We start from the raw sequence: 25,703 nt of genomic DNA on the forward strand, positions 1-25,703 counted from the left end.
CGTAACTAACGTACTTTAGCTATTAACGTACTTTAAGTGTTGCTAAGCCAATTAAAACTAACACAATCGAGATGATCCAAAAACGAACGATTACGCGCGGCTCTGGCCAACCTTTTAGTTCATAGTGGTGATGAATTGGCGCCATACGGAAAATACGTTGACCACGTAGTTTGTATGAACCCACCTGTAGGATCACTGAAATGGTTTCCATGACGAATACACCGCCCATGATAACCAACACAAATTCTTGTCGAACAAGTACCGCGATGGTACCTAAAGCGCCACCAAGAGCCAACGAACCGACATCGCCCATAAACACTTGTGCTGGGTAAGTGTTAAACCATAAGAAACCTAAGCCAGCACCAACAATGGCGGTACACACTACCACCAACTCTGAAGTGTAAGGGATGTATGGAATATGAAGGTAACTTGCAAAGTTAACGTTACCTGTTGCCCATGCAATCACACCAAAACCAGCCGATACAAGCACAGTTGGCATAATAGCAAGACCGTCTAAACCATCGGTCAAGTTAACAGCGTTACTGGTGCCAACAATCACAAAGTAAGTCAGGACGATATAGAGCATACCTAGCTGAGGCATTATGTCTTTGAAGAAAGGCACAACAAGTTGAGTCGCAGCTGTATCTTTACCATGTGCATACAATGCAAAAGCGACAACCAGAGCAATGGCTGATTGCCAGAAGTATTTCCAGCGAGCAATCAAACCATCGGTGTTTTTACGTACGACTTTACGATAGTCATCAACAAATCCGACGGCGCCATAACCACCAAGAACCGCTAATACAGCCCATACATACGGGTTGGAAAGATCCGCCCAAAGCAGAACCGTGGCAAAAATAGACGCTAATATCATCACACCGCCCATAGTCGGTGTACCACGCTTACTAAAGTGAGATTCAGGTCCGTCATTACGAACGACTTGACCAATTTGCAGAAGTTGTAAGCGCTTAATTAAGTGAGGCCCCATCCATAACGACAGTGCAAGTGCTGTCAAAATGCTCACAATTGCTCGAAATGATAGGTATTCGAACAAACGAAAAAACGAAAAATATGGCTGGAGTAACTCCGCTAGCCAAATAATCATGAGTAATTCTCCTTAAGAGCAGCAGCAATCTTACTCATACCTGCACTATTAGCGCCTTTGACTAACAGCACATGAGAACGATTCTGTTGTTGTTCTAGAACCTGCTCGATGAAACTGATCATCTCTTGATGACTTTCAAAATGCTTACCATGACAAACATCGCTAATCACTTTCGCGTCAGCGCCATAGGTCAAGACAAATTCAAAATTGAATGGTGCAGCATGTTCTCCGACTTGTTGGTGAAGTGCAAGACTTTCATCACCCAACTCCGCCATATTGCCTAAAATTAACCAACGGCTGTCAGAAAAACTCGCCAACAAGTCAACAGCAGCTTTCATAGCTGGAACGCTCGCGTTGTAGCTGTCATCAATTAAGGTGATGTTATCGGTTAACTTTTGCACATCCACTCGGCCTTTTACCTTAGGTAAATGAGACAAACCAAATTGAATTTCGTTTAACGTCGCGCCCATTTCAATTGCCAGAGCCGATGCCGCTAGCGCATTAGACACGTTGTGCTGACCAATAATGTTTAAAGAAATGCGAATCTCACCAATTGGTGTCACCATATCAAATGAGGCTTGACCGGCTGAATCCAGTTGAACGTTCTTCGCATGAAAATTTGCACTCGTGTTCAGGGCTGAAAAGGTTTTCACCGTTTTGTCTGCCAATACAGATTGCCACAGTTCGCCACCATTGCTATCAAGATTCACTATCGCCGTACTTGCAGCTTTTAAACCTTGATAAATTTCACCTTTGGCACGTTTCACACCGTCAATAGAGCCAAAACCCTCTAAGTGCGCAGCGGCCACATTGTTCACTAAGGCAACATCCGGTTGAACTAATTCGGTGGTATAGGCGATTTCACCAATGTGGTTGGCACCTAATTCGATGACCGCATAATCATCTTGCTCCGTCGAACGAAGCAGAGTCAGAGGTACACCAATATCATTGTTAAAGTTACCAGAAGTGAAAAGTACCTGTCCTTTAGAAGACAAAATACTCGCCACCATTTCTTTAACGGTGGTTTTACCGCAACTGCCAGTAATCGCTACTGTCGGAGTAGCGCATACTTGGTGAACCCATGCACCGAGCTTACCCAATGCTAATTTACTATTGGCAACAACTAACTGCGGTAAAGCAATATCTAACTCTCGTTCCACCAAAAGCGCACAAGCGCCATTACCCAAAGCTTGCTGGGCAAAGTCGTGCGCATCAAAACGCTCACCGACCAAAGCAACAAATAGAGCCTTCTCTGGCACCTGACGAGTATCAGTAGTTACCGCTTCGATATTGCAGTCTTGACCAACTAAACGTGCACTTAAAACTTCACTTAACTGGGATAAAGATGTCTTAATCATAATGCTAACCCCAATAAAGTTTGAGCAGACTCTCGGTCTGAATAATGAACGGTTTCATGCGCCATCACTTGGTAATCTTCATGACCTTTTCCGGCCAGCAGGATGATGTCATCCGCTTCAGCATTATCAACCGCAAATTTTGCTGCTAAATAACGGCTGTGCTCAATCTGAGCGTCATCCGGTTTGTCTAAGCCTGCCAGCATATCTTGTACAATTGCGGCCGGATCTTCGCTACGCGGATTGTCATCGGTGAGGATGACACGATCGGCAAACTTTTCAGCAATTGAAGCCATCATAGGGCGTTTGCCCTTATCTCGGTCACCGCCACAGCCAACAATTGCCCAAAGCTTACCGCTGCAATGCACTCGAAGCGCCAGCAGCGCTTTCTCTAATGCGTCAGGAGTATGCGCATAATCCACCACAATTTTTGCTTTATTCGGCACTTGGAACAGTTCCATGCGGCCAAGCACTGGTTTTAATTGTGGCGCGGTTTTGATTAGCTCTTCTTTCGCAAAACCCAGCGATAACATCGTCGCAAAAGCTTGCATGACATTCGAAGCGTTAAACTCACCAATCAAAGGAACGTGCAGTTCGCCAGCGCCCCAACTACCGTCAAAACTAAGGGTAATCCCCGTTTCTGCATAATTGACTTGTGTTGCCCAAAGCGCTCGCTCTGTATTAGGTTTTGATTTCAGAGAAATGCCAACAGCGTGAGGCAGTTTAGCACTCCACTCCAAGCCTACTGCATCATCAACATTGATAATCGCATTTTTACATTGGTGTTCGGTAAAGAGAGAGAATTTAGCTTTCGCATACTCTTCCATGGTGCCGTGATAATCCAGATGATCACGACTTAGGTTCGAAAATACGCCGACATCAAAATTGAGCTTTTTCACTCGTCCTTGCACCAAACCATGAGAAGAAACTTCTAAAGCGGTAAAGTCTGCGCCCTGCTTAGCAAGCTGGTGCAACTGAGCCTGAATCTCAATCGCGCTGCCAGTGGTGTTTGCTGCAGGAGCTAAATTAGCAAGGAAACCATTACCTGTTGTTCCCATCACCGCCGCTTTTTGCCCCAATAAATCAATCCATTGTGCGATGAGCTGAGTAATTGTGGTTTTACCGTTGGTTCCGGTAACGCCCACTAAACGACTTTGGTGAGAACCATACAGATTTCCAGCCAGTTCAGACAAATGCTGATCAAGCTGATCAATATAGATAACTGGAACGTCCGATTTCCATTCAACATGGCCGTGATTGTTGAGCGAACACGCTTGAGCTAACACGGCATTTGCGCCACGTTCTATAGCGGTATCGATAAATTTTCTACCATCGACGGCATGCCCAACGATGGCAACAAAAGTATCACCAGCCTGAATTTTACGGCTGTCGAGATCTAAACGAGTAACAGAGATATTGGCCCAAGCTGGGTTTGCTTGAAGCCAAGGAGAGATAAGTTCAGATAAAGCCTTACTAGTGTTCATACGGATTCTCACACTAATTGTTATTCTTGAAATTTGTTTTCGTCAGGGACAATGTTCAGAATTTGCAATGCCCCTTTCATGATCTCTGAGAAAACAGGACCCGCTACTGCGCCGCCGTAGTAGGAATCACCTTGCGGTTCATTGACCATCACCACCAGCGAAATTCTCGGATCGCTAACTGGAGCAACACCAGCTGTGTAAGCAAAGTATTCATCACTATACCCACCAGCAATAGCTTTACGCGATGTTCCTGATTTTGCTGCAATACGATACCCAGGAACCGCAGCTTTAACCGCCGTACCACCTGGTTGAGTCACGGTTTCTAACATTTCCAGCACTTGTTTTGCGTACTTAGCGTCCACCACGCGATGCGACAGATCCTGTTGATTGTTCTCGATAATATGAATAGGTTGATAAACCCCGAAATTACCTAAAGTGGCATAAGCATGTGCTAATTGGATTGGAGTAATCGCCAGGCCGTATCCAAAAGCGAGTGTGGCAATTTCAAATTGAGACCAGCGGTTGCGGCTTGGGAAAATACCCGCGGTTTCACCGACTAGGTTAAGCCCAGACATTTCTCCCAGACCAACAGAGTTATACATACCCAACAGCGCTTCGAGAGGCATTTGAAGAGCAAGTTTCGTCACACCAACGTTGCTCGACTTTTTCAAAATCATTTGCAGATTAGCTTTGCCGACTTTTGATGTGTCGCGCACACGGCTACCACCGATCTGCAACACGCCATCACCGGTATCAATAATTGTGTTTTTATCTGCTATACCATTAGCTAAAGCAGCAAGGACGACAAAAGGCTTCACTGTTGAACCCGGTTCAAACGCATCCGTAATCACACGGTTACGCATTTTGAAACTTTGCCAGTCGTTACGGTTATTCGGGTTGTAAGACGGCGCGTTAACCATCGCCAGTACAGCGCCTGTTTTCACATCTAACATCACAGCGGATGCGGACGTTGCTCGGTAGTCAGCCATCGCCTGTTTCACCGCGCGGAAAGCTATTGCTTGTAGACGTTGATCAATTGTCAGTTGCAGTGGTTTACCTTCCTCACTCTCTTCTAGTGAGATGTTTTCCACTACACGACCATATCTGTCTTTACGAATAATGCTTTTGCCTGACTCACCAGTCAGCCACTTATCGTAACTGCGCTCAGCACCTTCCAAACCATGACCATCGATCCCTGTTACACCGATGAGGTGAGCACTGACTTCACCTGCGGGATAATAGCGACGGGATTCGGCTTTTAGACCAACACCATTGAGTTTTAACTCGCGAATATATTTCGCCATCGCCGGACTCACTTGGCGTTGAAGGTAGATGAAACGACGCGTGCTGTTGTCTGATATTTTTTTCAACAGCGCATTGCGGTCTAACCCCAACACATCAGCAAGAGCATGCCAGCGATCTTTTTCCTGCAACCCGCCATTTTTAAAAATGGCTACCGGATCTGCCCAGACCGCTTCCACGGGAACACTAACTGCGATCGCTTCACCATTTCTGTCTGAGATAATGCCGCGCGCCGAGTGCAGTTCTTTTGCACGAATAGAGCGCATATCCCCTTCGCGGATTAAGTTGTCAGGCTCGATAACTTGGATAAAAGCGACACGCCCGATAAGCGCAGCCATAGCGGCCAGAAGAAAGAAAATAAGCAGATAGAAACGCCAGCGGATGAAAACTGGAGCTGGCATCGCTTCTTTAGATGGAGCAGGTTTAGTGGCAGATTTGTTAGATTTCGCTTTTGCTTGAACTGGCTTTTTTTTCATTTCAGGTTAACCACAACTTCCTTATCCGCATCTGGACGTTTCATTTCCAGATCTTTTTGAGCAAGTTCTTGAACTCGGCTGTGTTCAGCAAGAGCAGTTTCTTCGAGAATCAAATTGCGCCATTCATTATCCAATCTATCCCTTTCCATAAAAGCCTGATCTTTTTCAGAAATAGCTTGGCGAGTGTGATGGGTGGTAAATACCACGCCCATTGCACTCGCAAAGATCAAGATTAATAACACTAACGGCACCCGACCCACAGTAAACAGGTCAACGACGATCAGTTTGGCAAGGTTAGTTTTAGATTGAGGCATAAATAAATCAAAGTTTCTCAGCAATACGCAGAACCGAACTGCGTGAGCGTGGATTCATTTCAACTTCTTCTTTCGAAGGCATAATCGCTTTGCCTATCGCTTTTAAATTTGCGCTACCCAAAGCTTTGATTTGGTCTTGAGTAAGAGGAATACCATGAGGAACTTCCGGACCTTTACTCTCTTTACGAATAAAGCGTTTCACCATGCGATCTTCTAATGAGTGAAAGCTGATCACCGATAGACGACCTTCAGGAGCCAGAATTGATGCCGCACCTTTTAATGCCGTATCAATTTCTTCCAGTTCACTGTTGATGTAGATGCGGAATGCTTGGAAAGCGCGAGTGGCTGGGTGCTTTTTCTCTTTAAAACTTTTTGGTGCTGCATCAGAAATTAACTTCGCTAACTGACTGGTACGCGTTAGTGGCTCGTTCTCTTCCTCTTCACGATAAGCAACAATGGCTTTAGCGATTCGGCGAGCATGTTTGTCTTCACCAAACTCACGAATCACCCAAGTAATGTCATCAAGGTCAGCTTCCATCAACCACTGAGAAACGGGGATACCTGACGTTGGATCCATACGCATATCCAGAGGGCCATCTTTCATAAAACTGAAGCCTCGTTCTGCGTCATCAAGTTGTGGTGACGACACGCCTAAATCAAACAGAACACCATCGACTTTTCCAACTAAATCATAACGTTCAGCGTACTCAGCGATACCAGAGAATGGGCCATGTACGATAGTGAAACGAGGATCATCAATCTTCTGTGCTTCTGCGATTGCTTGTGGATCGCGGTCAATACTGTATAGACGACCGTTTTCACCCAGTTTGGACAGAATGGTACGACTGTGACCACCACGGCCAAAAGTTCCATCAATATAGATACCATCAGGTTTGATCGCTAAGCCATCAATTGATTCATGAAGAAGTACAGAAATATGTTGGAAAGTGTCAGTCATAAGTTTCTCGTTCTGCGGGCCAGCCCGTACATAATCATCCTGTAGTGTACCGAATTCTTACACTACTGCTACCCATAAGCGCTTACAGGGCGTGACATTGTACTAAGTTTAGTGGTTTTGCTATCAACTAAGTCAATATAAAGCAAAAAACCCATCATAACGAGGTAGTTATGATGGGTCTGAAATAGGTGGAGTCGACGTATAAGCCGGGTTCTGTTCCGCTTGCGCGGCAGTAGCCATTCGTCTAGGCCAGCAATCACTCACTGGCTCAAGCAACCTACCCGCCTCCTTACGCGAGCAACGCAATGTGGAGGCCTATTTGGTCTTGCTCCGGGTGGAGTTTACCTTGCTACGAACTGTTGCCAGACGCACGGTGCGCTCTTACCGCACCCTTTCACCCTTACCTGATCCCTTACGGGCCATCGGCGGTCTTCTCTCTGCTGCACTTGTCGTAGGCTTGCGCCCCCCAGGCGTTACCTGGCACCCTGCTCTATGGAGCCCGGACTTTCCTCCCCTTTGTCAGTCTCCCGAAGGACGTCAACGTCAGTCTCCCAAAGGACTTCAACGCCAGTCTCCCGAAGGACATCAACAAAGCAGCGACTACCCAGTCAACTCCGAGCGCGAATTCTATAGATAACTCAACTCAGTGTCTAGGAAGAATGCCTTCCAAGCGCCAATTAACCCTTAGATGCTTAAAATACAGACGATTAATTCAGATTTTCCAATCCCCACTTATAAAGCGCATTTTTCTTCAGGTTGTAAATTTCTGCAGCTAATGCCGCCGCTTTCTTAAGTGGCAATTCTTTAGTCAAGATGGCTAGTGTACGCAATGCTTCATCAGGAAGAGCCTCGTCTGCTTGCTCTCTGTGCCCATGGATAAGCAGCACCATTTCACCGCGTTTGCGGTTTTCGTCTTCTTCAATCCATTCAATCAACTCGCCAAGCGGCATACCTTGAATCGTTTCAAAAGTTTTCGTCAACTCACGAGCCAATACCACTTCTCGCTCTGGACCAAGGACAGACAGCATATCTTGCAGCGATTCCGTAATACGATGTGGAGATTCATAGAAGATACAAGTGCGTTCAACTTTTGCAATTTCCATAAATTTATCTTTACGACCCTTGCTTTTAGCAGGCAAGAAGCCTTCAAAACTAAAGCGGTCTGACGGCAGACCAGAGGCACTTAACGCTGTAATTACCGCACACGCACCTGGAAGTGGCACAACTTTAACTCCAGCCTGACGACATTGTGTCACCAAGTGGTATCCTGGATCACTGATAAGTGGTGTTCCAGCATCTGAAACCAATGCAATTGATTCTCCAGCTAACAATTTTTCAACTAATACTTGAGCTTTTTGTTGTTCGTTGTGATCATGCAAAGCGAAGGTTTTGGTTTGGATATTAAAGTGAGAAAGTAATTTGCCAGTATGGCGAGTATCTTCTGCTGCGATAACGTCAACACTTGAGAGCACGTCTAAGGCGCGCTGGGTAATATCCCCTAAATTGCCTATCGGAGTAGGAACAATGTATAAAGTTGGGACCTCTGCCGGCAAGGTTTTGTTATCTGTCATTTGTTTACCATCACTTCAACGATTAATATAGAGACAATTTCACTCGGGATAATGAAAAGAACTCATGGCTATAAATAACCATCAGAGAATCAGTGTACCACGCTTACTCGCTCCAGTTGCATTAGCAATCACGTTAGCAGCTTGTTCGTCTAAACCTTCAGCACCTCAATATGTTGATATCACCGCTGAAGCGAACCAGCCGACGCAAAATTATCTTATGAAAGCTGATAGTAGCCAGGGTAGCTTGCAGAATGACTGGTTAATTATGGCCATGAAAGCCGCTATCGCGAGTAACAACACAGAGCAAGCTCAGTTACTCATTTATCGACTGTCAAAACAGAATCTTAGTGACGTTCAACAAGCCGAATGGCAAATGGGCAAAGCTCAGCTTTCGATGAATGCTGAACAGTACAGCCAGGCGTTAAATCAGCTTAATTTTAACGCTCAATGGGCATTAGCTGATTCGCAATGGGTTCAATACCATCAAATGAGAGCAGATATTTTTACCGCACTTGATCGCCCTTTTGACACGAGCCGCGAGTTGTCTGCACTGTATGGTCTGATCCCGAACGATCAAGAAGAAGCAGTTTCTGATCAAATCTGGGCTAATTTACAACGTTATTCAGGTCAAACTATCACTCAATTGACGGCGCAACCGGAAGAAGAAATTTTAGACGGCTGGTTACAACTGGCTATCTACGTGAAGACGTTCGGCAACGATATCCCACAACTGAAGAACACCCTTGAGAAATGGCTGGCAGAAAATGCCGATCATCCGGCTGCAAAATATACGCCTAAATCGATTACCGACATCTTAAATCTCACTATCATCCAACCTGTAAACACTGCGCTATTGCTGCCGCTAACAGGGAAGTTTGATAAGCAAGCTCAGTTAATTCGTGACGGCTTCATCATGGCAATGATGAATGACGAAAAGCGTGAAGATAACGCGACACTTACCATCATCGATACCAACTCAGAGTCTTTAGAAACAATAAAAGCAAAAGTCCAAGAGAAACAGATTGATTTCATCGTTGGTCCTCTGCTTAAAGAAAATATCGCACAGATGCAGCAGCAACACGGAACTGAAGATCGCATGATCCCAAGTCTTGCATTGAACATTCCAGATGAATTGATCGAAGGCACGGATATTTGTTACCTCGCACTGTCTCCGGAGCAGGAAGTGGCACAAGCGGCTAAACACCTCGCGGCTGAAGGTGCGCAATATCCTTTGATTCTTGCACCTCAAAGCAGTTATGGCGAACGCGTTGTTGAAGCTTTCAATGATGAATGGCGTAAATACAGTAACAACAAAGTGGCTGTGAACCTGTTTGGTGACAAACGCCAGCTTCAACGCAATATAAACAATGTATTTGGTTTGCAAGATAGTCAGCAGAACATCGCTCAGATGGAAGGCTTACTCAACATTAAACTTGAGAGTCAGCCTCGTAGCCGTCGCGATATCGATGCAGTATACATAGTTGCAAGCAGTGATGAACTCACTCTGATTAAGCCATTTATTGAAGTAGCGATTAACCCGGACACTCGTCCACCAAAACTTTACTCGAATTCGAAAAGTAACGGCGGTGGTCGTCAGTATGAAGACTTAACTGGCGTCAGCTACAGTGATATTCCACTTCTTATTCATCCTCAGGCAGAAATCTCTGAGCAGATGGAGCGTTTGTGGCCTAAAGATTCAAACGCAGAGCGACGATTACAAGCTCTGGGTATGGATGCTTATCGTTTAATGGTTGAACTTCCACAAATGAAAACCGTCGAAGGATATACTATTGATGGTCAGACAGGTGTACTCAGCATTGATGGCCAATGTGTAGTACAACGCGAAATCAGTTGGGCAGAGCATGGCGCTACTTCTGAGCAAGCGCAGTAAAGGCCAACAGTTTGAACAGATGGCGGCAGAATATCTACGCCGCCAAGGTTTATCTCTAATAGATAAGAACTTCCTTGCCCGAGGTGGTGAGTTAGACCTAATAATGAGAGAAAACAACACCATAGTTTTTGTCGAAGTTAAGTATCGCAACAGTCAGGCTTATGGTCACGCAGCGGAAAGTGTGACCCGACAGAAACAGCACCGCTTGATCAAAGCGGCCAATTGGTGGATGCTCAAGCAAGGCTTAAACGCCGACGCTACAGATTTTAGATTTGATGTGGTCGCCATCCATAGTAATGGTAGTCATATCGAGTGGATAAAAAACGCAATTACCGAAGGATAATCAATGCTAGAAAGCATTAAAGACAGTTTCACTGAAAGTATTCAGATTCAAATCGCAGCAGCAGAAGCACTGCCAGATGCTATTTTACATGCCTCACAGGCGATTGTTGCTAGCCTGTTGAACGGAAGCAAAATTCTCTGTTGTGGTAATGGTGGTTCATCTTCTAACGCTCAACAGTTTGTCTCCTGTTTACTTAACCGTTTTGAAACTGAGCGTCCTAGTTTACCTGCCATGGCTTTAACGGCAGATATCACTACTCTTACAGCAGTAGCTAATGACTACCACTACCAAGAAGTGTTCTCTAAACAAGTTCGCGCATTCGGTCAGCCGGGCGATATCTTACTTGCTATTTCAACCAGTGGTAACAGTAAAAACATCATCAAAGCAATGGAAGCGGCCGTAACTCGTGATATGACTATCATAGCCCTGACTGGCAAAGATGGTGGTGAAATGGCTGGGTTACTAGGTGAGAATGATGTGGAAATTCGCATTCCATCTCACCGTACCGCACGCATTCACGAAGTACATATGCTCACACTGCATTGCCTGTGTGATTTGGTTGATCAAGTGCTATTCCCATCCCACGAAGAATAACAGTAGAAGGTTTGTTATGAAGTCTCTCCGCCTAGCGTTAATATTAAGCGCCACAATGAGTTTGTCAGGGTGTGCCGGGTTATTTATTGCTGGTGCTGCGACGACCGCGAATTTGGTAACAGATCCTCGAACGACACAGCAGATTTGGAACGACAACCAAATTGAGTTTGAAGTAGCTGGCCTTGGTAACAAAGCGCCTTACAGAGGTGCTGCTCGATTTGTCGCAAGTTCATATCAAGGAACCGTCGTTCTTCTCGGTCAAGCGAGAAATGCCGAATTGCTAGACCAATTTATTGCCCAAGCACAGAAAGTTAAAGGTGTGAAAACGCTGCATAATCAGGTCAAAATTGCTGAGCCTTTGTCTGTGAGTGCAATAAGTAACGACAGTTGGATAACAACCAAAGTAAAATCAGCACTACTCGCAGATTCCGACCTTAACGGTACAAAGATTAAAGTGATTACAGAAGCCAAAGAAGTGTATTTGTTTGGCTATGTCTCTCATGAGCATGCGGATAAAGCGACAGAAATTGCCCGTAACATCTCTGGCGTAAAACAGGTCATCAGAGCCTTCGAATATGGCGCTGAGTAAGAGCAAATAAAAATCTCATAAAGAAAAAGCAGCTCATTGAGCTGCTTTATAGTATTACTTCACGACCTGTTACTTCACAACACGCAAACTTGGTTTGCCTTTTGGACGAGGTGGCTCATCATCTGAAGGGCCATCATCAACAAAAGTTTCAACTTCGATGTTTTCGTCTGTCACATCTTCCACAATCATATCTGAATCCAGTTCTTGCTCGTAAGCTGGCTCTGGATCAAACATGGTTCCGGCACCGTTTTCACGAGCATATATTGCTTGTACGGCATACAACGGAACAACAACAACTTGTGGTCGGCCACCAAATCGAGCATTGAAAGTAACTTCATCGTTACCTAGCTCTAAGTTACCAACCGCACGAGGTGCCACATTGAGGATGATTTGTCCATCTTGTACGTATTCCATTGGAACTCGTACGCCACGCATCGTCGCGTCTACAACAAGATGAGGAGTCAAATCGTTTTCTAGCAACCAATCATAAAATGCTCGCAGCATATATGGTCGGCGAGGTGTCATTTGATCAATATCCATCAAATACAACCATTAACGAGCAAGACGCATCTCGCGTTCTGCTTCAGTTAGAGAAGCTAGGAATGAATCGCGTTCAAATACACGGTTCATATAAACTTTAAGCTCTTTCGAACCTGGGCCAACTAGCTCAATACCCAGAACTGGTAGACGCCATAATAGCGGTGCTAAGTAACAATCAATTAGGCTGAACTCTTCACTCATGAAGTATTCATATTCAGCAAATACTGGTGCTAGAGTTAGCAAGTCGTTACGTAGTTTGTTACGTGCAGATTCCGCTTCTTCACCCTTGCCATTTACGACTTTCTCAGCAAGTGAATACCAGTTTCTTTCGATACGATAGATCATCAAACGGCTATTACCACGAGCAACCGGATATACAGGCATTAGTGGTGGATGCGGAAAACGTTCATCAAGGTATTCCATGATGATTTTTGAATCATAAAGCGCAAGCTCACGATCGACTAAAGTAGGTACCGTTTTGTATGGGTTAAGCTCAACTAGATCAGCTGGTAGGTTATCTTCATCAACCAACTCAACCTCAACACTGACACCTTTTTCAGCCAGCACAATACGAACCTGATGGCTATACATATCAGATGCACTTGAAAATAGAGTCATCACAGAACGTTTATTGGCAGCTACAGCCATGGAGCCCTCCAGCACACTTACACAGACACAAAAAACAATGGAGGCTAAGCCCCCATTGCAGAATTAAATACTAGGATTTAGCGCGGTATAATAGCACAATTAGTGCACATCACGCCAATATTCTTTCTTAAGTGCTACTACTACGATAGTGAACACAACTAAGAATGCGAATACCCACCAACCCATAGCTTGGCGTTCCAATTTAACAGGTTCACCCGAGTACTCTAAGAAGTTAACCAAATCCAGAACGGCTTGGTCAAACTCGCCAGTACTTAACTCACCGTTACCTTGAGACTTAGTACCAATCACAACCTTAACTTCTTCACCATCGACTACATGAGTATCGAAGATAGGTTCCGGAGTACCTTGCAGCTCTTCAAGAACATGTGGCATACCAACGCTTGGGAAAACAATATTGTTTACACCAAATGGGCGACTTGGGTCCGCATAGAATGAACGCAAATAGGTATACAGCCAATCAGCACCACGTACACGTGCGACTAATGTCAAATCTGGCGGTGGAGCACCAAACCATTTCGCAGCGGATTTGTCAGGAATCGCGTTCTCCATCAACTCACCAATCTTAGAGGTAGGGTTGAAAATAAGATTCTCTTTCATCAAATCTGCTGGAATACCTAGGTCATTAGCAACACGCTCATAACGTTGGTATTGCGTTGAGTGACAACCAAAGCAGTAGTTCATGAATAACTTGGCACCACGTTGCAATGACGCCTGATCAGATAAATCATTCTCTGCTTTATCTAAATGTACATTTCCACCTGCTGCCATCACCATCGAAGGCAACAATGCAAACAAAATTACAATCCATTTCTTCATTTGAATGTCACCCTCTTTGGTAGTGGCTTGGTTGCTTCATTTTTACTGTAGAAGAACAGCAATACGAAGAACATGAAGTAACCTAAACTAAAGATTCGAGCTAGTAAGGTATAAGTTGGAGTCGCTGGTAGCGCACCAAGGATACCTAAAGCAATGAAACAAATGGTGAATTGAATAATGTTGATTAAATGCAACTTACTGCGGTAGCGGTAAGAACGAACTTTACAACGATCCAACCAAGGCAATAGGAATAGCACGACAATCGATGCACCCATCGCAACAACACCAATTAGCTTATCCGGAACTGCACGCAAAATCGCATAGAACGGAGTAAAGTACCAAACTGGCGCGATGTGCGCTGGTGTTTTCAGTGGGTTTGCTGCTTCAAAGTTAGGCGGCTCAAGGAAGTATCCACCCATTTCTGGGTTGAAGAACAACACATAGCTGAACAAGAACAAGAAGCCAGCAACACCTACCATATCTTTTACCGTTCCATAAGGATGGAAAGGAATAGAATCGATAATGTCGTATTTCTTCGAGTAGTAATCGTGGAACTTGAACTGTGATTGGTAATCGTCACCCATAGAGCCTTTTGGCAGTTTAGTTTCGATACCATCAGGGTTGTTTGAACCCACTTCATGCAGAGCAAGAATGTGCAGCACAATCAACAGGAGTAACACGATTGGTAAAGCGATTACGTGTAGGGCGAAGAAACGGTTCAACGTTGCACCAGAGATAACGTAGTCACCACGAATCCATAGTGTTAAGTCATCACCGATTACAGGAATCGCACCAAACAGAGAAATGATTACCTGTGCACCCCAGTAAGACATTTGTCCCCAAGGTAGCAAGTAACCCATAAACGCTTCAGCCATCAGCACTAAGAAAATTAGCATGCCGAACAACCAAAGAAGTTCACGAGGCTTTTGGTATGAACCGTAGATTAGGCCACGGAACATATGTAGATACACAACCACGAAGAATGCAGAAGCGCCCGTTGAGTGCATATAACGTAGCAACCAACCGAACTCCACATCACGCATGATGTATTCAACAGAAGCAAAGGCACCTTCACCAGAAGGAACGTAGTTCATTGTCAACCAAATACCCGTTAGGATCTGGTTTACAAGCACCAGCATCGCCAAGGAACCAAAAAGGTACCAAAAGTTGAAGTTCTTCGGCATTGGATATTCAGAAAGATGCTTTTTATACGCGTTCATCGCGGGTAGACGTTTTTCTACCCAATCAAGTAGAGCTTGCATTATGCCTCCCCTGTTTCATCGAGACCGATGACAATTCTTGTATCGCTTAAATACATATGCTTCGGAATGACCAGGTTCAGTGGTGCAGGAACGCCCTGGAACACTCGTCCAGCCATATCAAACTTCGAACCGTGGCAAGGACAGAAGAAACCTGACTTAACGCCTTGGACTTGCTCGCTGAAAGAATCTGGCAAATAGCTTGGTGAACAACCTAAGTGCGTACAGATACCCACAGCGATGAAATATTCAGGCTTAATTGAGCGATAAGTGTTTTGAGCGTAATCCGGCTGCTGCTCTTCACCAGAGTTCGGATCACGTAATTGATTGTCGTGCTCTTTAAGAGCGTCAACGATTACTTGCGAACGACGAACAACCCATACAGGTTTACCTCGCCACTCAACACGAACCATTTGCCCTTCCTCGAGTTTGCTTACATCAACCTCGACAGGGGCGCCGGCCGCTTTTGCTTTCGCACTTGGGTTCCAAGATTTTATAAAAGGTACAGCAACTGCCGCCGCTCCTAACCCACCGACAACCGCAGTTGTCGCAGTTAAGAAACGTCTGCGACTGTTGTTCAAAGGCGCATTGCTCATCCAGACATTCTCCCATTTGCTCCTTGTGGATTGCTTTTATTCCGCTTAAGAGCATGGCTAACAAAATACTAATTTAGTTGTATTTATTTGACGGCAAATGATAAATAAAACCCTACTTTTTGACAAGATAAAGCTACCTTTTTGTAACATTCGTGAAGCAAACCCTAAGTTGCGTCACAAAAGGGAGTAAGGCTGTAAAAGTTTCGGAAGTGATTATTGATAAATGAAATTTTTCATAAGAGAAGAAAAACAAAAAGCCCGGCGTAAGCCGAGCTTTTTTTTGTCCCAATCCAGTAAAACTGGACCAACGAACATCTTCCAATAAAGAAAGATTAACGTTTTGAGAACTGTGGACGACGACGTGCTTTACGTAGACCAACTTTCTTACGTTCAACGCAACGAGCGTCACGAGTAACGTAGCCAGCCGCACGTAGTGCAGGACGTAGTGATTCATCGTATTCCATAAGAGCGCGAGTGATACCGTGACGGATAGCACCTGCTTGACCAGAAATACCGCCACCTTTAACAGTGATGTATAGATCTAGTTTCTCTACCATCTCAACTAGCTCAAGAGGTTGTTTAACAACCATGCGAGAAGTTGGACGACCGAAGTATTCATCAAGGCTACGCTTGTTGATTACGATGTTGCCGCTGCCTGGTTTAATAAAAACGCGTGCAGCTGAGCTTTTGCGACGGCCAGTGCCGTAGTATTGATTCTCTGCCATTTCCGATATCCCCAATTAGATGTCTAGTACTTTAGGTTGTTGAGCAGCGTGGTTGTGCTCAGCGCCTGCGTAAACTTTAAGCTTACGGTACATAGCACGGCCTAGAGGACCTTTTGGAAGCATACCTTTAACCGCTAGCTCAAGTACCATCTCAGGCTTACGCTCGATCAGCTTCTCGAAGCTGAAAGATTTTAGGCCACCTGGGAATTCAGTGTGACGGTAGTACATTTTGTCTTTAGCTTTGTTACCAGTTACAGCAACTTTCTCCGCGTTAACAACGATGATGTAATCACCAGTGTCTACGTGTGGAGTGTATTCAGCTTTGTGCTTGCCACGTAGGCGAGATGCAATTTCACTTGCTAGACGGCCTAGAGTTTTACCTTCAGCGTCTACAACATACCAGTCGCGTTTTACAGTTTCTGGTTTAGCAACGAATGTTTTCATGCTAATAATAACCCGTTAATTAAAATTTACACTTAAAGGAGCAAATTGCTCCCACTGTCTAAGAGCCCAGACAACACCCCTTCGAGTGGGTGGTACTCCCGGCCTAAAAAGACCTGCAGTAACGGTGGGTCGCAGGATTATAAAGAAGAGTGAAGGAAAAATCACCTCTTTTTATACAAAAAAGTCATTTTTCCTTATCAATTTGGTAAGGCTTACGCTAAGTGTTCCTGAGCTAGGTAATCATGGCTTTGCATCTCGATTAAACGAGACTGACAACGCTTAAATTCAAACTCCAACTGACCTTGTGTATAGAGCTGTTCTAACGGTACTTCAGCTGAAATAATAAGCTTCACATTCCGCTCATAAAACTCATCAACCAACGCAATAAAGCGTCTCGCCGCATCTTCAATGGTACGATCCATCTGTTTAACTTCAGCGAGTAAAACCGTGTGGTAGAGTTTTGACAGCTCAATATAATCATTCTGACTCCGAGCCGTCTGACACAGTTGCTCAAATGACGCATAGAGCAAACCGTCGTTAGCTTCAATCACATCAATAGTGCGGTGGTTAATCTCTATCTGATGCTGTTTCGGCTTTTCGCTTCCAGCAAGTTGTTCATAGTATTTGTTCAAGTTCTCAGAAGCTTTAGCATCGAGCGGATAATGATAAATTTCCGCTTGTTGCAATGTTCTTAGACGGTAATCCACACCACTATCAACATTTAAGATATGACAGTATTTTTCAATCAGAGCGATAGCGGGTAAGAAACGAGCACGCTGCAAACCATTTCTATATAGGTCATGAGGCGGAATATTAGACGTTGCAACCAAAACAACACCGCGCTGGAACAGGGCTTGAAATAACGTTCCTAAAATCATTGCATCTGTAATATCAGATACAAAAAACTCATCAAAACAGATAATCACGGCTTCTTTACTGAATTTATCAGCAATAAGCTCCAGTGGATCGCTGACATGATCAAGAAGTTTTAATTCATCATGTACCCGATACATAAAGCGATGGAAATGAACCCGCATTTTTTTATCTGTTGGCAAAGCATCAAAAAACGTATCCATCAAATACGTTTTACCGCGCCCTACTCCCCCCCAAAAATACAAACCCTTAGGAAGTTCAGGTTTCTCTTCTTTCTTTCCCAGTAGTTTTTGCCAACGAGATGGTTTGACCACTGGTGTATTCACGTAATCAATTAACTGATGATAAAGGTCATCCAGCGCATTCACAGCCATAGCTTGCGCTTCATCTTGTTGAAAATCCGACCTTTTTAAATCTTGTTCGTATCGCTGCTTCGGAGTCATGACTATCTGCTCAAAGAAAGAGGGGAAGAAACTGCAATGTAGAGCACATGCTTTTTGCTTTATCCATTCGGGGAGTCATAGTACCATGAGACATACGCATGTGTAACCAGCTGGTAAAAAACATGTTAAATAACAACAATAAGGAGCTGTTATGCCTTGGATTTATGCGATTGTTGGATTGTTAGTCGGCCTCGTTGCTGGCGTTGTGATTTCTCGTTTAACCACGCCTCAATATAAGGCACAGAAATCCTTACAAAAAGATTTAGACGGTGCGAAGTACGCCCTTGAGCAACAACGTCAAGAGCTCGCTGATCATTTTGCCCAAACAGCAGAAATGCTCGATACACTTGGTAAAGACTACACTAAGCTTTATCAGCATATGTCTAAGACCTCTAGTGAGTTACTTCCGAATCTTCCTGAGCAAGATAACCCGTTTGTTAAACAAATTGCTCAACAAAAAGATGAAAGCGCTACCGACGATACTTTAGAAGAGCAACCAAAAGACTACGCTTTAGGTGCTACGGGACTACTAAAGAATGAAGAAAAAACCATTCTTCGTTCTTCAGATGTTATTGATGTCAAAGCGAGCTAATTGACACTCATATTGATAACAACCAATCTCAAGTGAACTTTAAAAAGGTTTTTGAGTCATAACTCTCACTGAGTCTGTTGAAGTTTGATATTTAGCACAAATATTATTCACGACCAGATACTTATCAATGAGGAGTTTCATGATGAAAAAACCTTTGCTTGCTTTAACGGTCCTATCCTTAAGCTTAAGTTCTATCATTACACCAATGCCAGCGACTGCGGCACTGCCTGTATCTGTGAATGGAGAGCAAATGCCTAGCTTGGCGCCTATGCTCGAGAGAGTCACACCAGCAGTGGTAAGCATTGCAGTAGAAGGTACCCAAGTCTCCAGACAGAGGCTTCCAGAACAATTCCGATTCTTCTTTGGTCCAGACTTCCCCGTTGAACAGATGCAAGAGCGCCCATTTAGAGCGCTAGGCTCTGGAGTCATTATTGATGCGGGCAAAGGCTACGTTGTGACTAACTACCACGTCATCAACAATGCAGAAAAAATTCGCGTTAAATTGCATGATGGTCGAGAACTGAATGCCGAGCTTGTTGGCGGTGATGAAATGTCTGACATTGCTTTACTGAAACTAGAAAAAGCAGAAAACCTAACGCAAATTAAGATTGCAGATTCGGATCAACTTCGGGTCGGCGATTTCGCTGTAGCGATCGGTAACCCATTCGGTCTTGGTCAAACAGTTACGTCTGGTATCGTTTCAGCACTCGGCCGAAGTGGTTTGAATATAGAAAACTTCGAAAACTTCATTCAAACCGATGCAGCGATTAACAGCGGTAACTCCGGCGGCGCATTGGTAAACCTAAACGGTGAACTGATCGGTATCAATACTGCGATTCTCGGTCCAAATGGTGGGAACGTAGGCATTGGTTTCTCCATCCCTTCAAATATGATGAAAAACCTCACCGGTCAAATTTTAGAGTTTGGTGAAGTGAAACGCGGCATGCTAGGTGTACAAGGTGGTGAAGTTACTTCTGAGCTTGCTGAGGCAATGGGGTATTCATCTACTAAAGGGGCTTTTGTCAGCCAAGTAGTGCCAGACAGTGCAGCAGATAAAGCAGGCCTTAAAGCGGGTGATATTGTTGTTTCTGTAAACGGTAAGAAGATAGAAACCTTCTCCGAATTGCGAGCCAAAGTCGCTACTTTAGGTGCAGGTAAAACAGTAAAACTGGGCATCATTCGTGAAGGTAAAGAGAAAACTTATGAAGTCACACTTGGTGAAGCTACCAATGCTAAGACTAAGGCAGACAATCTACACCAAGGGCTACAAGGTGCGGAATTAAGCAACACAACAGCCACCGACCCTATTGAAGGTGTAAAAGTGACAAGTGTTGCGAAAGACTCACCAGCCGAAAGTTATCAACTTAAGACTGATGACATCATTATTGGAGTGAACAGACAACGGGTAAAAAATATCGCGGATTTAAGAGCAATAATGGATAAAAACCCAAGTATCCTAGCGCTGAATATTCAACGTGGTGATCGTACTATTTACTTAGTTGTTAGATAAAACTCAGAGCTTTATTGTTAATACAACACGTAGAAGGACCACTATTTGATGTGGTCCTTTTGTTATTGGGTCGGGTAATGCTATTCTTCGTTTCTATAACAGTATCCTAAACCTTTTCGGATACAACTATTTATAGCTCACTCGATTATACCCAAACAACTTGGTATTGCAGGCAAACGGCTGGTGAATAATTCCCCTTACATATATCTTATGTAATCGAGAATAATAAACCTCGAAATCGCAACTGCACTATTGAGAAGGAAGGATATAGCTGCGTTGATTTTGGGGAAATTATGCTTAAAGTTTTGCTTCGTTCTGTTGTGATAGGCTTGGTTACTGCTGCTATCATTATCGCTGCAATGCCATCTTTACGAGAAAATATTCTTCCTAAACGCAGCAATGCATCCACTGACATTACGTCACTGCAAATCTCATTCAATAGTGCAGTGAGTAAGGCCGCACCAGCAGTGGTTAATATCTATAGTCGTAAATATTCAGAAAACAATCGCAACAAATTATCGACTCAGGGTTTGGGTTCAGGTGTTATCGTCAGTGAGAAAGGCTACATCATTACCAACTATCACGTTGTCGCTCAAGCCGACCAAATCATTGTTGCTCTGCAAGATGGACGAGTAGCAGCGGCTCAGCTGGTTGGTAAAGACAGAAGAACCGATATCGCCGTATTACGCGTTGAAGGCAATAATCTACCTGTTATCCCCCTTAATCCTAACTATCAAGCTAAGGTTGGCGATGTTGTGCTGGCTATTGGCAACCCATACAACCTAGGGCAAACCACTACATTTGGTATTATCTCTGCCACTGGTCGCTCTTCAATCAGCGCTGATGGTCGACAAGCTTTTATTCAAACTGATGCAGCCATCAATGAAGGTAATTCAGGTGGTGCTCTTGTCAATACTCAGGGTGAGTTGGTCGGTATCAATACCGCTTCTTTCCAACAAGCTACAGATTTAGAAACCTACGGTATTTCATTTGCCATACCCTATGCGCTTGCCAATACCATCATGGAAAAGATCATTGCAGATGGACGTGTAATTCGTGGCTACATCGGCGTGGACGGCCAAGACATTAATTCTGTCACCTCACGCTTACTCGGCAGCGAACATGTTGGCGGAATCATTATTTTAGCTGTAGACCCGAATGGTCCGGCGGCTAAAGCTGGCTTTGAACCCCGTGATATCATCTTGAAGATTGACGATCACAAAATCAATGGTCGCCAAAGCGTAATGGATCTCGTCACCAACCTGAGACCAGGAACAGTTGCGAACTTTACATTATTACGCAAAGGTGAAGAAATCACCGTACCAGTAACAATTTCGGAAGACACTCGCTAATCTCTGATTCATGATAATGAAGTGTTTATTGCGTATCTTAGTCGAATTAGAAGTATAAAAAACGGAGCCAACTGGCTCCGTTTTTTTTATGAGAATGCGATATGAAGTATTACTTCTTAGCAAGTTTCTCTTTAATACGAGCAGACTTACCAGAACGCTCACGCAGGTAGTACAACTTGGCACGACGTACTGCACCGCGACGTTTAACTTCAATTCCGCCGATAGCAGGAGAGTGAGTTTGGAACGTACGCTCAACACCTTCACCGTTAGAAATCTTACGTACAGTGAATGCAGAGTGTAGACCACGGTTACGGATAGCGATTACAACACCTTCGAATGCCTGTAGACGCTCACGTTCACCTTCTTTTACCTTAACTTGAACTACAACAGTGTCACCTGGTGCAAATTTAGGTAGGTCTTGTTTCATTTGCTCTTGCTCAAGAGCTTTGATGATGTTACTCATTTTTTAAATTCCTAGAATAAACTGATACTAAATTTAATAGGTTACCGGTTATTCCGAGTTTCTTTAATGAACTCAGCCAGCAATTGTTCCTGTTCGTCAGTCAGAGCTAGGTTTTCCAGGAGCTCCGGACGTCTTAACCAAGTTCGGCCTAGCGACGATTTCAGTCGCCAGCGACGAATGTCCTCGTGATTGCCGGATTTCAGTACCGCTGGTACTTCTTTTCCGTCTAGCACTTCAGGACGCGTGTAGTGTGGACAATCTAACAAGCCATTGGCAAAAGAATCTTCTTCTGCTGACGCGAAATCTCCAAGTACCCCCGGAATAAACCGAGATACTGAATCAATCAACGTCATGGCTGGGATTTCCCCACCCGTCATTACAAAATCACCAATTGACCATTCTTCGTCAACTTCAGATTCAATAATGCGTTCATCTACCCCTTCATAGCGACCACAGATAAGAACAAGATTCTCATTTGTAGCCAACTCTTCAACTCCTTGCTGGTCGAGCTTTCGACCTTGAGGAGAAAGATAAATGACTTTCGTCTTTCCCGGTGCGGCTTGTTTGGCAGCATGAATAGCATCGCGCAAAGGCTGTACCATCATTAACATGCCAGGGCCACCACCGTAGGGTTTATCATCGACAGTGCGACGTTTGTCGTGAGTGAAATCTCGAGGATTCCATGTATCAACAGACAACAACCCTTTTTTAACCGCTTGGCCTGTGACTCCAAAATCTGTAATGCTGCGGAACATTTCAGGAAATAGGCTTATAACGCCAACCCACATGTGTTCTTTGCCTTATATTTTAGAGTTAAAACGCTGGATCCCAGTCAACTTCGATCCGTTGAGCTGTGCGATCAATATTCTTGATCACTTGCTCTTCAAGGAACGGGATTAATCGTTCCTTTTGTCCGAAAGCATCTTTCAGATTTGCTTTAACTACGAGAACATCGTTCGAGCCTGTTTCTAACATGTCAGTAACTTTACCAAGGTCGTAGCCCTGGGTGGTTACCACTTGCATGCCGAACAATTCACGCCAGTAGAATTCATCTTCTGGCAATTCTGGTAGTACTGCAGGATCAATTGAAATTTCAAAGTTCGTCAGCAGATGCGCATCTTCACGAACATCAAGACCTTCTAGTTTTGCTACAAGACCTTTGTTGTGACGCTTCCAGCCTTCTACTTTATATTCAACTGACTCACCCTTGTGGTTAACAAACCAAGGGGCGTAATCAAAAATACTTTCCGGATTGTCTGTATAGGAAAAAACCTTAAGCCAACCACGAATGCCGTAAGTAGCTCCAAACTTGCCTACAACAATTCTCTCGTTTTGTTTGCTCATTGTTTCTTTACCTTTCATCGACATAAACTAGTTACTCACTAAATGTAAGAATTAAGCCGCTTTTTGAGCGTCTTTAACTAGTTTAGCTACGCGGTCAGATACAGTAGCGCCTTGTGATACCCAGTGGTTCACACGGTCTAGATCTAGACGTAGGCCTTCTTCTTGACCAGTAGCAGTAGGGTTAAAGAAACCTACTTTCTCAATGAAGCGGCCAGTAGCTGCGTTGCGGCTGTCTGCAACAACGATTTGATAGAATGGACGCTTCTTAGCGCCGTGACGTGCCAAACGAATGGTTACCATGTCGTCCTCTTTGCTTTCTCAAAAATAAAATTAACCCCAGTAACCGTCTTAGATAAAACAGCTTGGGGTCTCGTGCCAAAATAAAGCCCCGGAATTTTACTCTTATTCCGAGGCATTGCAAGGTTTTTAGCTAAATTTTCACCACCAAAAGCAGGGGTAAATTACTGTGACCTTGATAACACTTTGAAAAGTTGAGAACGTTTTTTGAACAAACAATATTCTCAACTTAACAAATCGAGGTCTGGGCTTAGTTTAACGACCGAAGAAACCGCCACCGCCTCCGCCCATACCTCCCATTCCGCCCATCATGCCTTGCATGTTGCGCATCATGCCTTTCATGCCGCCTTTCTGCATTTTTTTCATCATCTTTTGCATCTGAGTGAATTGCTTTAATAGGCGGTTAACGTCTTGCACCTGTGTACCGGAACCTGACGCAATACGTTTCTTACGAGAACCTTTGATCAAATCAGGGTTACGACGTTCTTTCATCGTCATAGAGCTGATAATGGCTTCCATCTGCTTGAACATACCGTCATCAACTTTATCTTTAACACCGGCAGGAAGCTGAGACATGCCCGGAAGCTTATCCAGCATGCCCATCATGCCGCCCATGTTTTTCATTTGGCCAAGTTGTTCACGGAAGTCTTCTAGGTCGAAGCCTTTTTTCTCTTTAAACTTCTTAGCTAGCTTTTCCGCTTTATCTTGGTCAACATTACGTTGCAAGTCTTCAATCAGTGACAGAACGTCACCCATACCTAGAATACGGGAAGCAACACGATCTGGATGGAATGGTTCTAGAGCGTCAGTTTTTTCACCCACACCCAAGAATTTAATTGGTTTTCCAGTGATATGACGTACAGACAGAGCTGCACCACCACGAGCATCACCATCCACTTTGGTAAGAATTACACCCGTTAGTGGAAGTGTGTCACCAAATGCTTTAGCCGTGTTTGCCGCATCTTGACCTGTCATCGCATCGACAACAAATAGCGTTTCAACAGGGTCGATCGCTTTATGCAGGTCTTTGATTTCTGCCATCATTTGTTCATCGATAGCAAGACGACCTGCTGTATCGACAATCAATACGTCGTAGAATTTTTTCTTCGCATGGTCAATAGCCGCATTCGCAATATCAATTGGCTTTTGGTCAGCTGAAGACGGGAAGAAGTCAACACCGAGATCTGTTGCCAAAGTTTCTAGCTGTTTGATCGCCGCTGGACGATAAACGTCGGCAGAAACCACCAGCACTTTCTTCTTATCACGCTCTTTTAATAGCTTAGACAGTTTACCAACACTGGTTGTTTTACCAGCACCTTGCAAACCTGCCATCAGAATCACAGCCGGTGGCTGAGCGGCTAAGTTAAGCGCTTCATTGGACTCACCCATGACCTTTTCAAGTTCGCTACGTACGATCTTGATGAATTCTTGGCCTGGGGTCAGCGATTTAGAAACTTCGACACCTACCGCGCTCTCTTTAACACGGTTTACGAAATCACGAACTACAGGAAGTGCAACGTCAGCTTCCAATAGTGCCATGCGAACTTCACGTAGGGTCTCTTTAATATTGTCTTCTGTAAGACGTCCTTTGCCGCTGATATTTTTCAGCGTCTTGGATAGTCGATCCGTTAAATTCTCAAACATCTTTATTCTCTTCGCGGTACGGCGATTAATTGTTGTGAGTATACCTTAGCCAAGTCCATAGGCATACCCTAATCCCCACAACTGGGAACGCAGACATCTCTATAACTGGGAACACTGAGGTTTGTCTTCTAGATTGGGTTAACTTTGTGAGATC

Annotated in this window: 27 protein-coding genes and 1 other RNA gene; 7 read left to right on the forward strand and 21 right to left on the reverse strand. The window is 44.3% G+C overall.

The features are described 5' to 3' along the window. Positions 1-22: 22 nt before the first annotated feature. From mraY to rsmI, 8 genes are all read right to left on the reverse strand, one after another. Positions 23-1,105: a phospho-N-acetylmuramoyl-pentapeptide-transferase gene (mraY, locus tag L3V23_RS04215; RefSeq protein WP_042480455.1), complete on the reverse strand. Its 1,083-nt coding sequence runs from the start codon at positions 1,103-1,105 to the stop codon at positions 23-25. Beyond that, on the reverse strand, positions 1,102-2,463 hold the full coding sequence (murF, locus tag L3V23_RS04220) for a UDP-N-acetylmuramoyl-tripeptide--D-alanyl-D-alanine ligase (RefSeq protein ID WP_102966086.1): 1,362 nt from the start codon (positions 2,461-2,463) through the stop codon (positions 1,102-1,104). Before murF ends, mraY begins: the two co-directional genes overlap by 4 nt. Then, the gene (murE, locus tag L3V23_RS04225; protein ID WP_102966085.1) at positions 2,460-3,944 is read right to left on the reverse strand and encodes a UDP-N-acetylmuramoyl-L-alanyl-D-glutamate--2,6-diaminopimelate ligase; all 1,485 of its coding nucleotides are present in this window, start codon (positions 3,942-3,944) and stop codon (positions 2,460-2,462) included. Before murE ends, murF begins: the two co-directional genes overlap by 4 nt. 20 nt (positions 3,945-3,964) lie before the next feature. After that, positions 3,965-5,647, reverse strand: coding sequence for a penicillin-binding transpeptidase domain-containing protein (locus L3V23_RS04230; RefSeq protein ID WP_237291961.1), 1,683 nt, complete (start codon positions 5,645-5,647; stop codon positions 3,965-3,967). A gap of 71 nt (positions 5,648-5,718) precedes the next feature. Continuing rightward, positions 5,719-6,036: a cell division protein FtsL gene (gene ftsL / locus L3V23_RS04235; RefSeq protein ID WP_042480467.1), complete on the reverse strand. Its 318-nt coding sequence runs from the start codon at positions 6,034-6,036 to the stop codon at positions 5,719-5,721. A 7-nt stretch (positions 6,037-6,043) separates the two neighbouring features. Beyond that, a complete protein-coding gene (gene rsmH / locus L3V23_RS04240) occupies positions 6,044-6,994 on the reverse strand; it encodes a 16S rRNA (cytosine(1402)-N(4))-methyltransferase RsmH (protein WP_102940477.1) in 951 nt (316 codons plus the stop codon). Positions 6,995-7,180: 186 nt separating this feature from the next. After that, positions 7,181-7,610: RNase P RNA component class A (gene rnpB, locus L3V23_RS04245), an RNA gene on the reverse strand. 91 nt (positions 7,611-7,701) lie between these two features. Beyond that, a complete protein-coding gene (rsmI, locus tag L3V23_RS04250) occupies positions 7,702-8,565 on the reverse strand; it encodes a 16S rRNA (cytidine(1402)-2'-O)-methyltransferase (protein WP_042480473.1) in 864 nt (287 codons plus the stop codon). Between the two features lie 70 nt (positions 8,566-8,635). On the opposite strand from rsmI, the gene L3V23_RS04255 reads away from it, so the two are divergent. From L3V23_RS04255 to L3V23_RS04270, 4 genes are read left to right on the forward strand one after another with little or no spacing between them, the layout of a single operon-like run. Beyond that, positions 8,636-10,456 carry a penicillin-binding protein activator gene (locus L3V23_RS04255; RefSeq protein ID WP_102966164.1) on the forward strand — a complete coding sequence of 607 codons (1,821 nt, stop codon included), beginning with the start codon at positions 8,636-8,638 and terminating at the stop codon, positions 10,454-10,456. After that, positions 10,428-10,799: a YraN family protein gene (locus tag L3V23_RS04260; RefSeq protein ID WP_042480476.1), complete on the forward strand. Its 372-nt coding sequence runs from the start codon at positions 10,428-10,430 to the stop codon at positions 10,797-10,799. Before L3V23_RS04255 ends, L3V23_RS04260 begins: the two co-directional genes overlap by 29 nt. Positions 10,800-10,802: 3 nt before the next feature. Then, positions 10,803-11,393, forward strand: a complete 591-nt coding sequence (locus L3V23_RS04265) for a phosphoheptose isomerase (RefSeq protein ID WP_042480478.1) — start codon at positions 10,803-10,805, stop codon at positions 11,391-11,393. A 16-nt stretch (positions 11,394-11,409) separates the two neighbouring features. After that, positions 11,410-11,982, forward strand: a complete 573-nt coding sequence (locus tag L3V23_RS04270; RefSeq protein ID WP_102954435.1) for a BON domain-containing protein — start codon at positions 11,410-11,412, stop codon at positions 11,980-11,982. 69 nt (positions 11,983-12,051) lie between these two features. Here the strand turns inward: L3V23_RS04270 and sspB are convergent, their stop codons facing one another. The 8 genes from sspB to zapE all read right to left on the reverse strand — a co-directional run bounded on the left by sspB (position 12,052) and on the right by zapE (position 18,347). Beyond that, positions 12,052-12,522: a ClpXP protease specificity-enhancing factor gene (gene sspB / locus L3V23_RS04275; RefSeq protein ID WP_102966083.1), complete on the reverse strand. Its 471-nt coding sequence runs from the start codon at positions 12,520-12,522 to the stop codon at positions 12,052-12,054. Between the two features lie 12 nt (positions 12,523-12,534). Further along, a complete protein-coding gene (gene sspA / locus L3V23_RS04280; RefSeq protein ID WP_042480488.1) occupies positions 12,535-13,170 on the reverse strand; it encodes a stringent starvation protein SspA in 636 nt (211 codons plus the stop codon). A 99-nt stretch (positions 13,171-13,269) separates the two neighbouring features. Next, positions 13,270-14,007 (reverse strand): cytochrome c1, encoded by a 738-nt coding sequence (locus L3V23_RS04285; protein ID WP_102966082.1) that lies wholly within the window; start codon positions 14,005-14,007, stop codon positions 13,270-13,272. Then, positions 14,004-15,269, reverse strand: coding sequence for a cytochrome bc complex cytochrome b subunit (locus L3V23_RS04290; RefSeq protein ID WP_042480494.1), 1,266 nt, complete (start codon positions 15,267-15,269; stop codon positions 14,004-14,006). The genes L3V23_RS04285 and L3V23_RS04290 overlap by 4 nt, the downstream gene beginning before the upstream one ends. Next, the gene (petA, locus tag L3V23_RS04295; RefSeq protein ID WP_042480497.1) at positions 15,269-15,862 is read right to left on the reverse strand and encodes a ubiquinol-cytochrome c reductase iron-sulfur subunit; all 594 of its coding nucleotides are present in this window, start codon (positions 15,860-15,862) and stop codon (positions 15,269-15,271) included. Before petA ends, L3V23_RS04290 begins: the two co-directional genes overlap by 1 nt. 332 nt (positions 15,863-16,194) lie before the next feature. Beyond that, positions 16,195-16,587, reverse strand: coding sequence for a 30S ribosomal protein S9 (gene rpsI, locus L3V23_RS04300; RefSeq protein ID WP_042480501.1), 393 nt, complete (start codon positions 16,585-16,587; stop codon positions 16,195-16,197). A gap of 15 nt (positions 16,588-16,602) precedes the next feature. After that, positions 16,603-17,031 (reverse strand): 50S ribosomal protein L13, encoded by a 429-nt coding sequence (gene rplM, locus L3V23_RS04305; protein ID WP_042480504.1) that lies wholly within the window; start codon positions 17,029-17,031, stop codon positions 16,603-16,605. 212 nt (positions 17,032-17,243) lie between these two features. Then, on the reverse strand, positions 17,244-18,347 hold the full coding sequence (gene zapE, locus L3V23_RS04310) for a cell division protein ZapE (RefSeq protein WP_102966081.1): 1,104 nt from the start codon (positions 18,345-18,347) through the stop codon (positions 17,244-17,246). 151 nt (positions 18,348-18,498) lie between these two features. Here zapE and zapG point away from each other — a divergent pair, with 151 nt between their 5' ends. From zapG to degS, 3 genes are all read left to right on the forward strand, one after another. Then, complete coding sequence (gene zapG / locus L3V23_RS04315; RefSeq protein ID WP_042480508.1) at positions 18,499-18,939, forward strand: Z-ring associated protein ZapG; 441 nt, start codon at positions 18,499-18,501, stop codon at positions 18,937-18,939. A gap of 142 nt (positions 18,940-19,081) precedes the next feature. Then, positions 19,082-20,449, forward strand: a complete 1,368-nt coding sequence (locus L3V23_RS04320) for a Do family serine endopeptidase (protein WP_042480511.1) — start codon at positions 19,082-19,084, stop codon at positions 20,447-20,449. A 293-nt stretch (positions 20,450-20,742) separates the two neighbouring features. Beyond that, a complete protein-coding gene (degS, locus tag L3V23_RS04325; RefSeq protein ID WP_042480791.1) occupies positions 20,743-21,801 on the forward strand; it encodes an outer membrane-stress sensor serine endopeptidase DegS in 1,059 nt (352 codons plus the stop codon). Positions 21,802-21,910: 109 nt separating this feature from the next. Here the strand turns inward: degS and rplS are convergent, their stop codons facing one another. The 5 genes from rplS to ffh all read right to left on the reverse strand — a co-directional run bounded on the left by rplS (position 21,911) and on the right by ffh (position 25,549). Then, a complete protein-coding gene (rplS, locus tag L3V23_RS04330; protein WP_042480514.1) occupies positions 21,911-22,264 on the reverse strand; it encodes a 50S ribosomal protein L19 in 354 nt (117 codons plus the stop codon). Positions 22,265-22,305: 41 nt separating this feature from the next. Then, entirely contained in the window at positions 22,306-23,052 is a 747-nt protein-coding gene (trmD, locus tag L3V23_RS04335) for a tRNA (guanosine(37)-N1)-methyltransferase TrmD (RefSeq protein ID WP_102963603.1), read from the reverse strand. A gap of 25 nt (positions 23,053-23,077) precedes the next feature. Continuing rightward, complete coding sequence (gene rimM / locus L3V23_RS04340; RefSeq protein ID WP_042480520.1) at positions 23,078-23,632, reverse strand: ribosome maturation factor RimM; 555 nt, start codon at positions 23,630-23,632, stop codon at positions 23,078-23,080. A gap of 27 nt (positions 23,633-23,659) precedes the next feature. Further along, a complete protein-coding gene (gene rpsP, locus L3V23_RS04345) occupies positions 23,660-23,908 on the reverse strand; it encodes a 30S ribosomal protein S16 (protein WP_042480523.1) in 249 nt (82 codons plus the stop codon). Between the two features lie 252 nt (positions 23,909-24,160). Continuing rightward, positions 24,161-25,549 (reverse strand): signal recognition particle protein, encoded by a 1,389-nt coding sequence (gene ffh / locus L3V23_RS04350; RefSeq protein WP_042480526.1) that lies wholly within the window; start codon positions 25,547-25,549, stop codon positions 24,161-24,163. Positions 25,550-25,703 lie beyond the last annotated feature (154 nt).

The organism is Vibrio sp. A1-b2 (assembly GCF_021726015.1).
In the GTDB taxonomy this organism is placed as follows: Bacteria; Pseudomonadota; Gammaproteobacteria; order Enterobacterales; family Vibrionaceae; genus Vibrio; species Vibrio diazotrophicus.

What these genes read in the sequence shown, in the direction of transcription:
- ffh (WP_042480526.1), bottom strand. Translation starts at nt 25,549, where the DNA reads ATGTTTGAGAATTTAACGGATCGACTATCCAAGACGCTGAAAAATATC.
- rplS (WP_042480514.1), bottom strand. Translation starts at nt 22,264, where the DNA reads ATGAGTAACATCATCAAAGCTCTTGAGCAAGAGCAAATGAAACAAGAC.
- sspA (WP_042480488.1), bottom strand. Translation starts at nt 13,170, where the DNA reads ATGGCTGTAGCTGCCAATAAACGTTCTGTGATGACTCTATTTTCAAGT.
- petA (WP_042480497.1), bottom strand. Translation starts at nt 15,862, where the DNA reads ATGAGCAATGCGCCTTTGAACAACAGTCGCAGACGTTTCTTAACTGCG.
- degS (WP_042480791.1), top strand. Translation starts at nt 20,743, where the DNA reads ATGCTTAAAGTTTTGCTTCGTTCTGTTGTGATAGGCTTGGTTACTGCT.
- L3V23_RS04290 (WP_042480494.1), bottom strand. Translation starts at nt 15,269, where the DNA reads ATGCAAGCTCTACTTGATTGGGTAGAAAAACGTCTACCCGCGATGAAC.
- zapE (WP_102966081.1), bottom strand. Translation starts at nt 18,347, where the DNA reads ATGACTCCGAAGCAGCGATACGAACAAGATTTAAAAAGGTCGGATTTT.
- ftsL (WP_042480467.1), bottom strand. Translation starts at nt 6,036, where the DNA reads ATGCCTCAATCTAAAACTAACCTTGCCAAACTGATCGTCGTTGACCTG.
- L3V23_RS04265 (WP_042480478.1), top strand. Translation starts at nt 10,803, where the DNA reads ATGCTAGAAAGCATTAAAGACAGTTTCACTGAAAGTATTCAGATTCAA.
- rsmH (WP_102940477.1), bottom strand. Translation starts at nt 6,994, where the DNA reads ATGACTGACACTTTCCAACATATTTCTGTACTTCTTCATGAATCAATT.
- zapG (WP_042480508.1), top strand. Translation starts at nt 18,499, where the DNA reads ATGCCTTGGATTTATGCGATTGTTGGATTGTTAGTCGGCCTCGTTGCT.
- L3V23_RS04270 (WP_102954435.1), top strand. Translation starts at nt 11,410, where the DNA reads ATGAAGTCTCTCCGCCTAGCGTTAATATTAAGCGCCACAATGAGTTTG.
- L3V23_RS04260 (WP_042480476.1), top strand. Translation starts at nt 10,428, where the DNA reads ATGGCGCTACTTCTGAGCAAGCGCAGTAAAGGCCAACAGTTTGAACAG.
- rplM (WP_042480504.1), bottom strand. Translation starts at nt 17,031, where the DNA reads ATGAAAACATTCGTTGCTAAACCAGAAACTGTAAAACGCGACTGGTAT.
- rpsI (WP_042480501.1), bottom strand. Translation starts at nt 16,587, where the DNA reads ATGGCAGAGAATCAATACTACGGCACTGGCCGTCGCAAAAGCTCAGCT.
- trmD (WP_102963603.1), bottom strand. Translation starts at nt 23,052, where the DNA reads ATGTGGGTTGGCGTTATAAGCCTATTTCCTGAAATGTTCCGCAGCATT.
- mraY (WP_042480455.1), bottom strand. Translation starts at nt 1,105, where the DNA reads ATGATTATTTGGCTAGCGGAGTTACTCCAGCCATATTTTTCGTTTTTT.
- L3V23_RS04230 (WP_237291961.1), bottom strand. Translation starts at nt 5,647, where the DNA reads ATGCCAGCTCCAGTTTTCATCCGCTGGCGTTTCTATCTGCTTATTTTC.
- L3V23_RS04320 (WP_042480511.1), top strand. Translation starts at nt 19,082, where the DNA reads ATGAAAAAACCTTTGCTTGCTTTAACGGTCCTATCCTTAAGCTTAAGT.
- murF (WP_102966086.1), bottom strand. Translation starts at nt 2,463, where the DNA reads ATGATTAAGACATCTTTATCCCAGTTAAGTGAAGTTTTAAGTGCACGT.
- rsmI (WP_042480473.1), bottom strand. Translation starts at nt 8,565, where the DNA reads ATGACAGATAACAAAACCTTGCCGGCAGAGGTCCCAACTTTATACATT.
- L3V23_RS04285 (WP_102966082.1), bottom strand. Translation starts at nt 14,007, where the DNA reads ATGAAGAAATGGATTGTAATTTTGTTTGCATTGTTGCCTTCGATGGTG.
- rpsP (WP_042480523.1), bottom strand. Translation starts at nt 23,908, where the DNA reads ATGGTAACCATTCGTTTGGCACGTCACGGCGCTAAGAAGCGTCCATTC.
- rimM (WP_042480520.1), bottom strand. Translation starts at nt 23,632, where the DNA reads ATGTCGATGAAAGGTAAAGAAACAATGAGCAAACAAAACGAGAGAATT.
- murE (WP_102966085.1), bottom strand. Translation starts at nt 3,944, where the DNA reads ATGAACACTAGTAAGGCTTTATCTGAACTTATCTCTCCTTGGCTTCAA.
- sspB (WP_102966083.1), bottom strand. Translation starts at nt 12,522, where the DNA reads ATGGATATTGATCAAATGACACCTCGCCGACCATATATGCTGCGAGCA.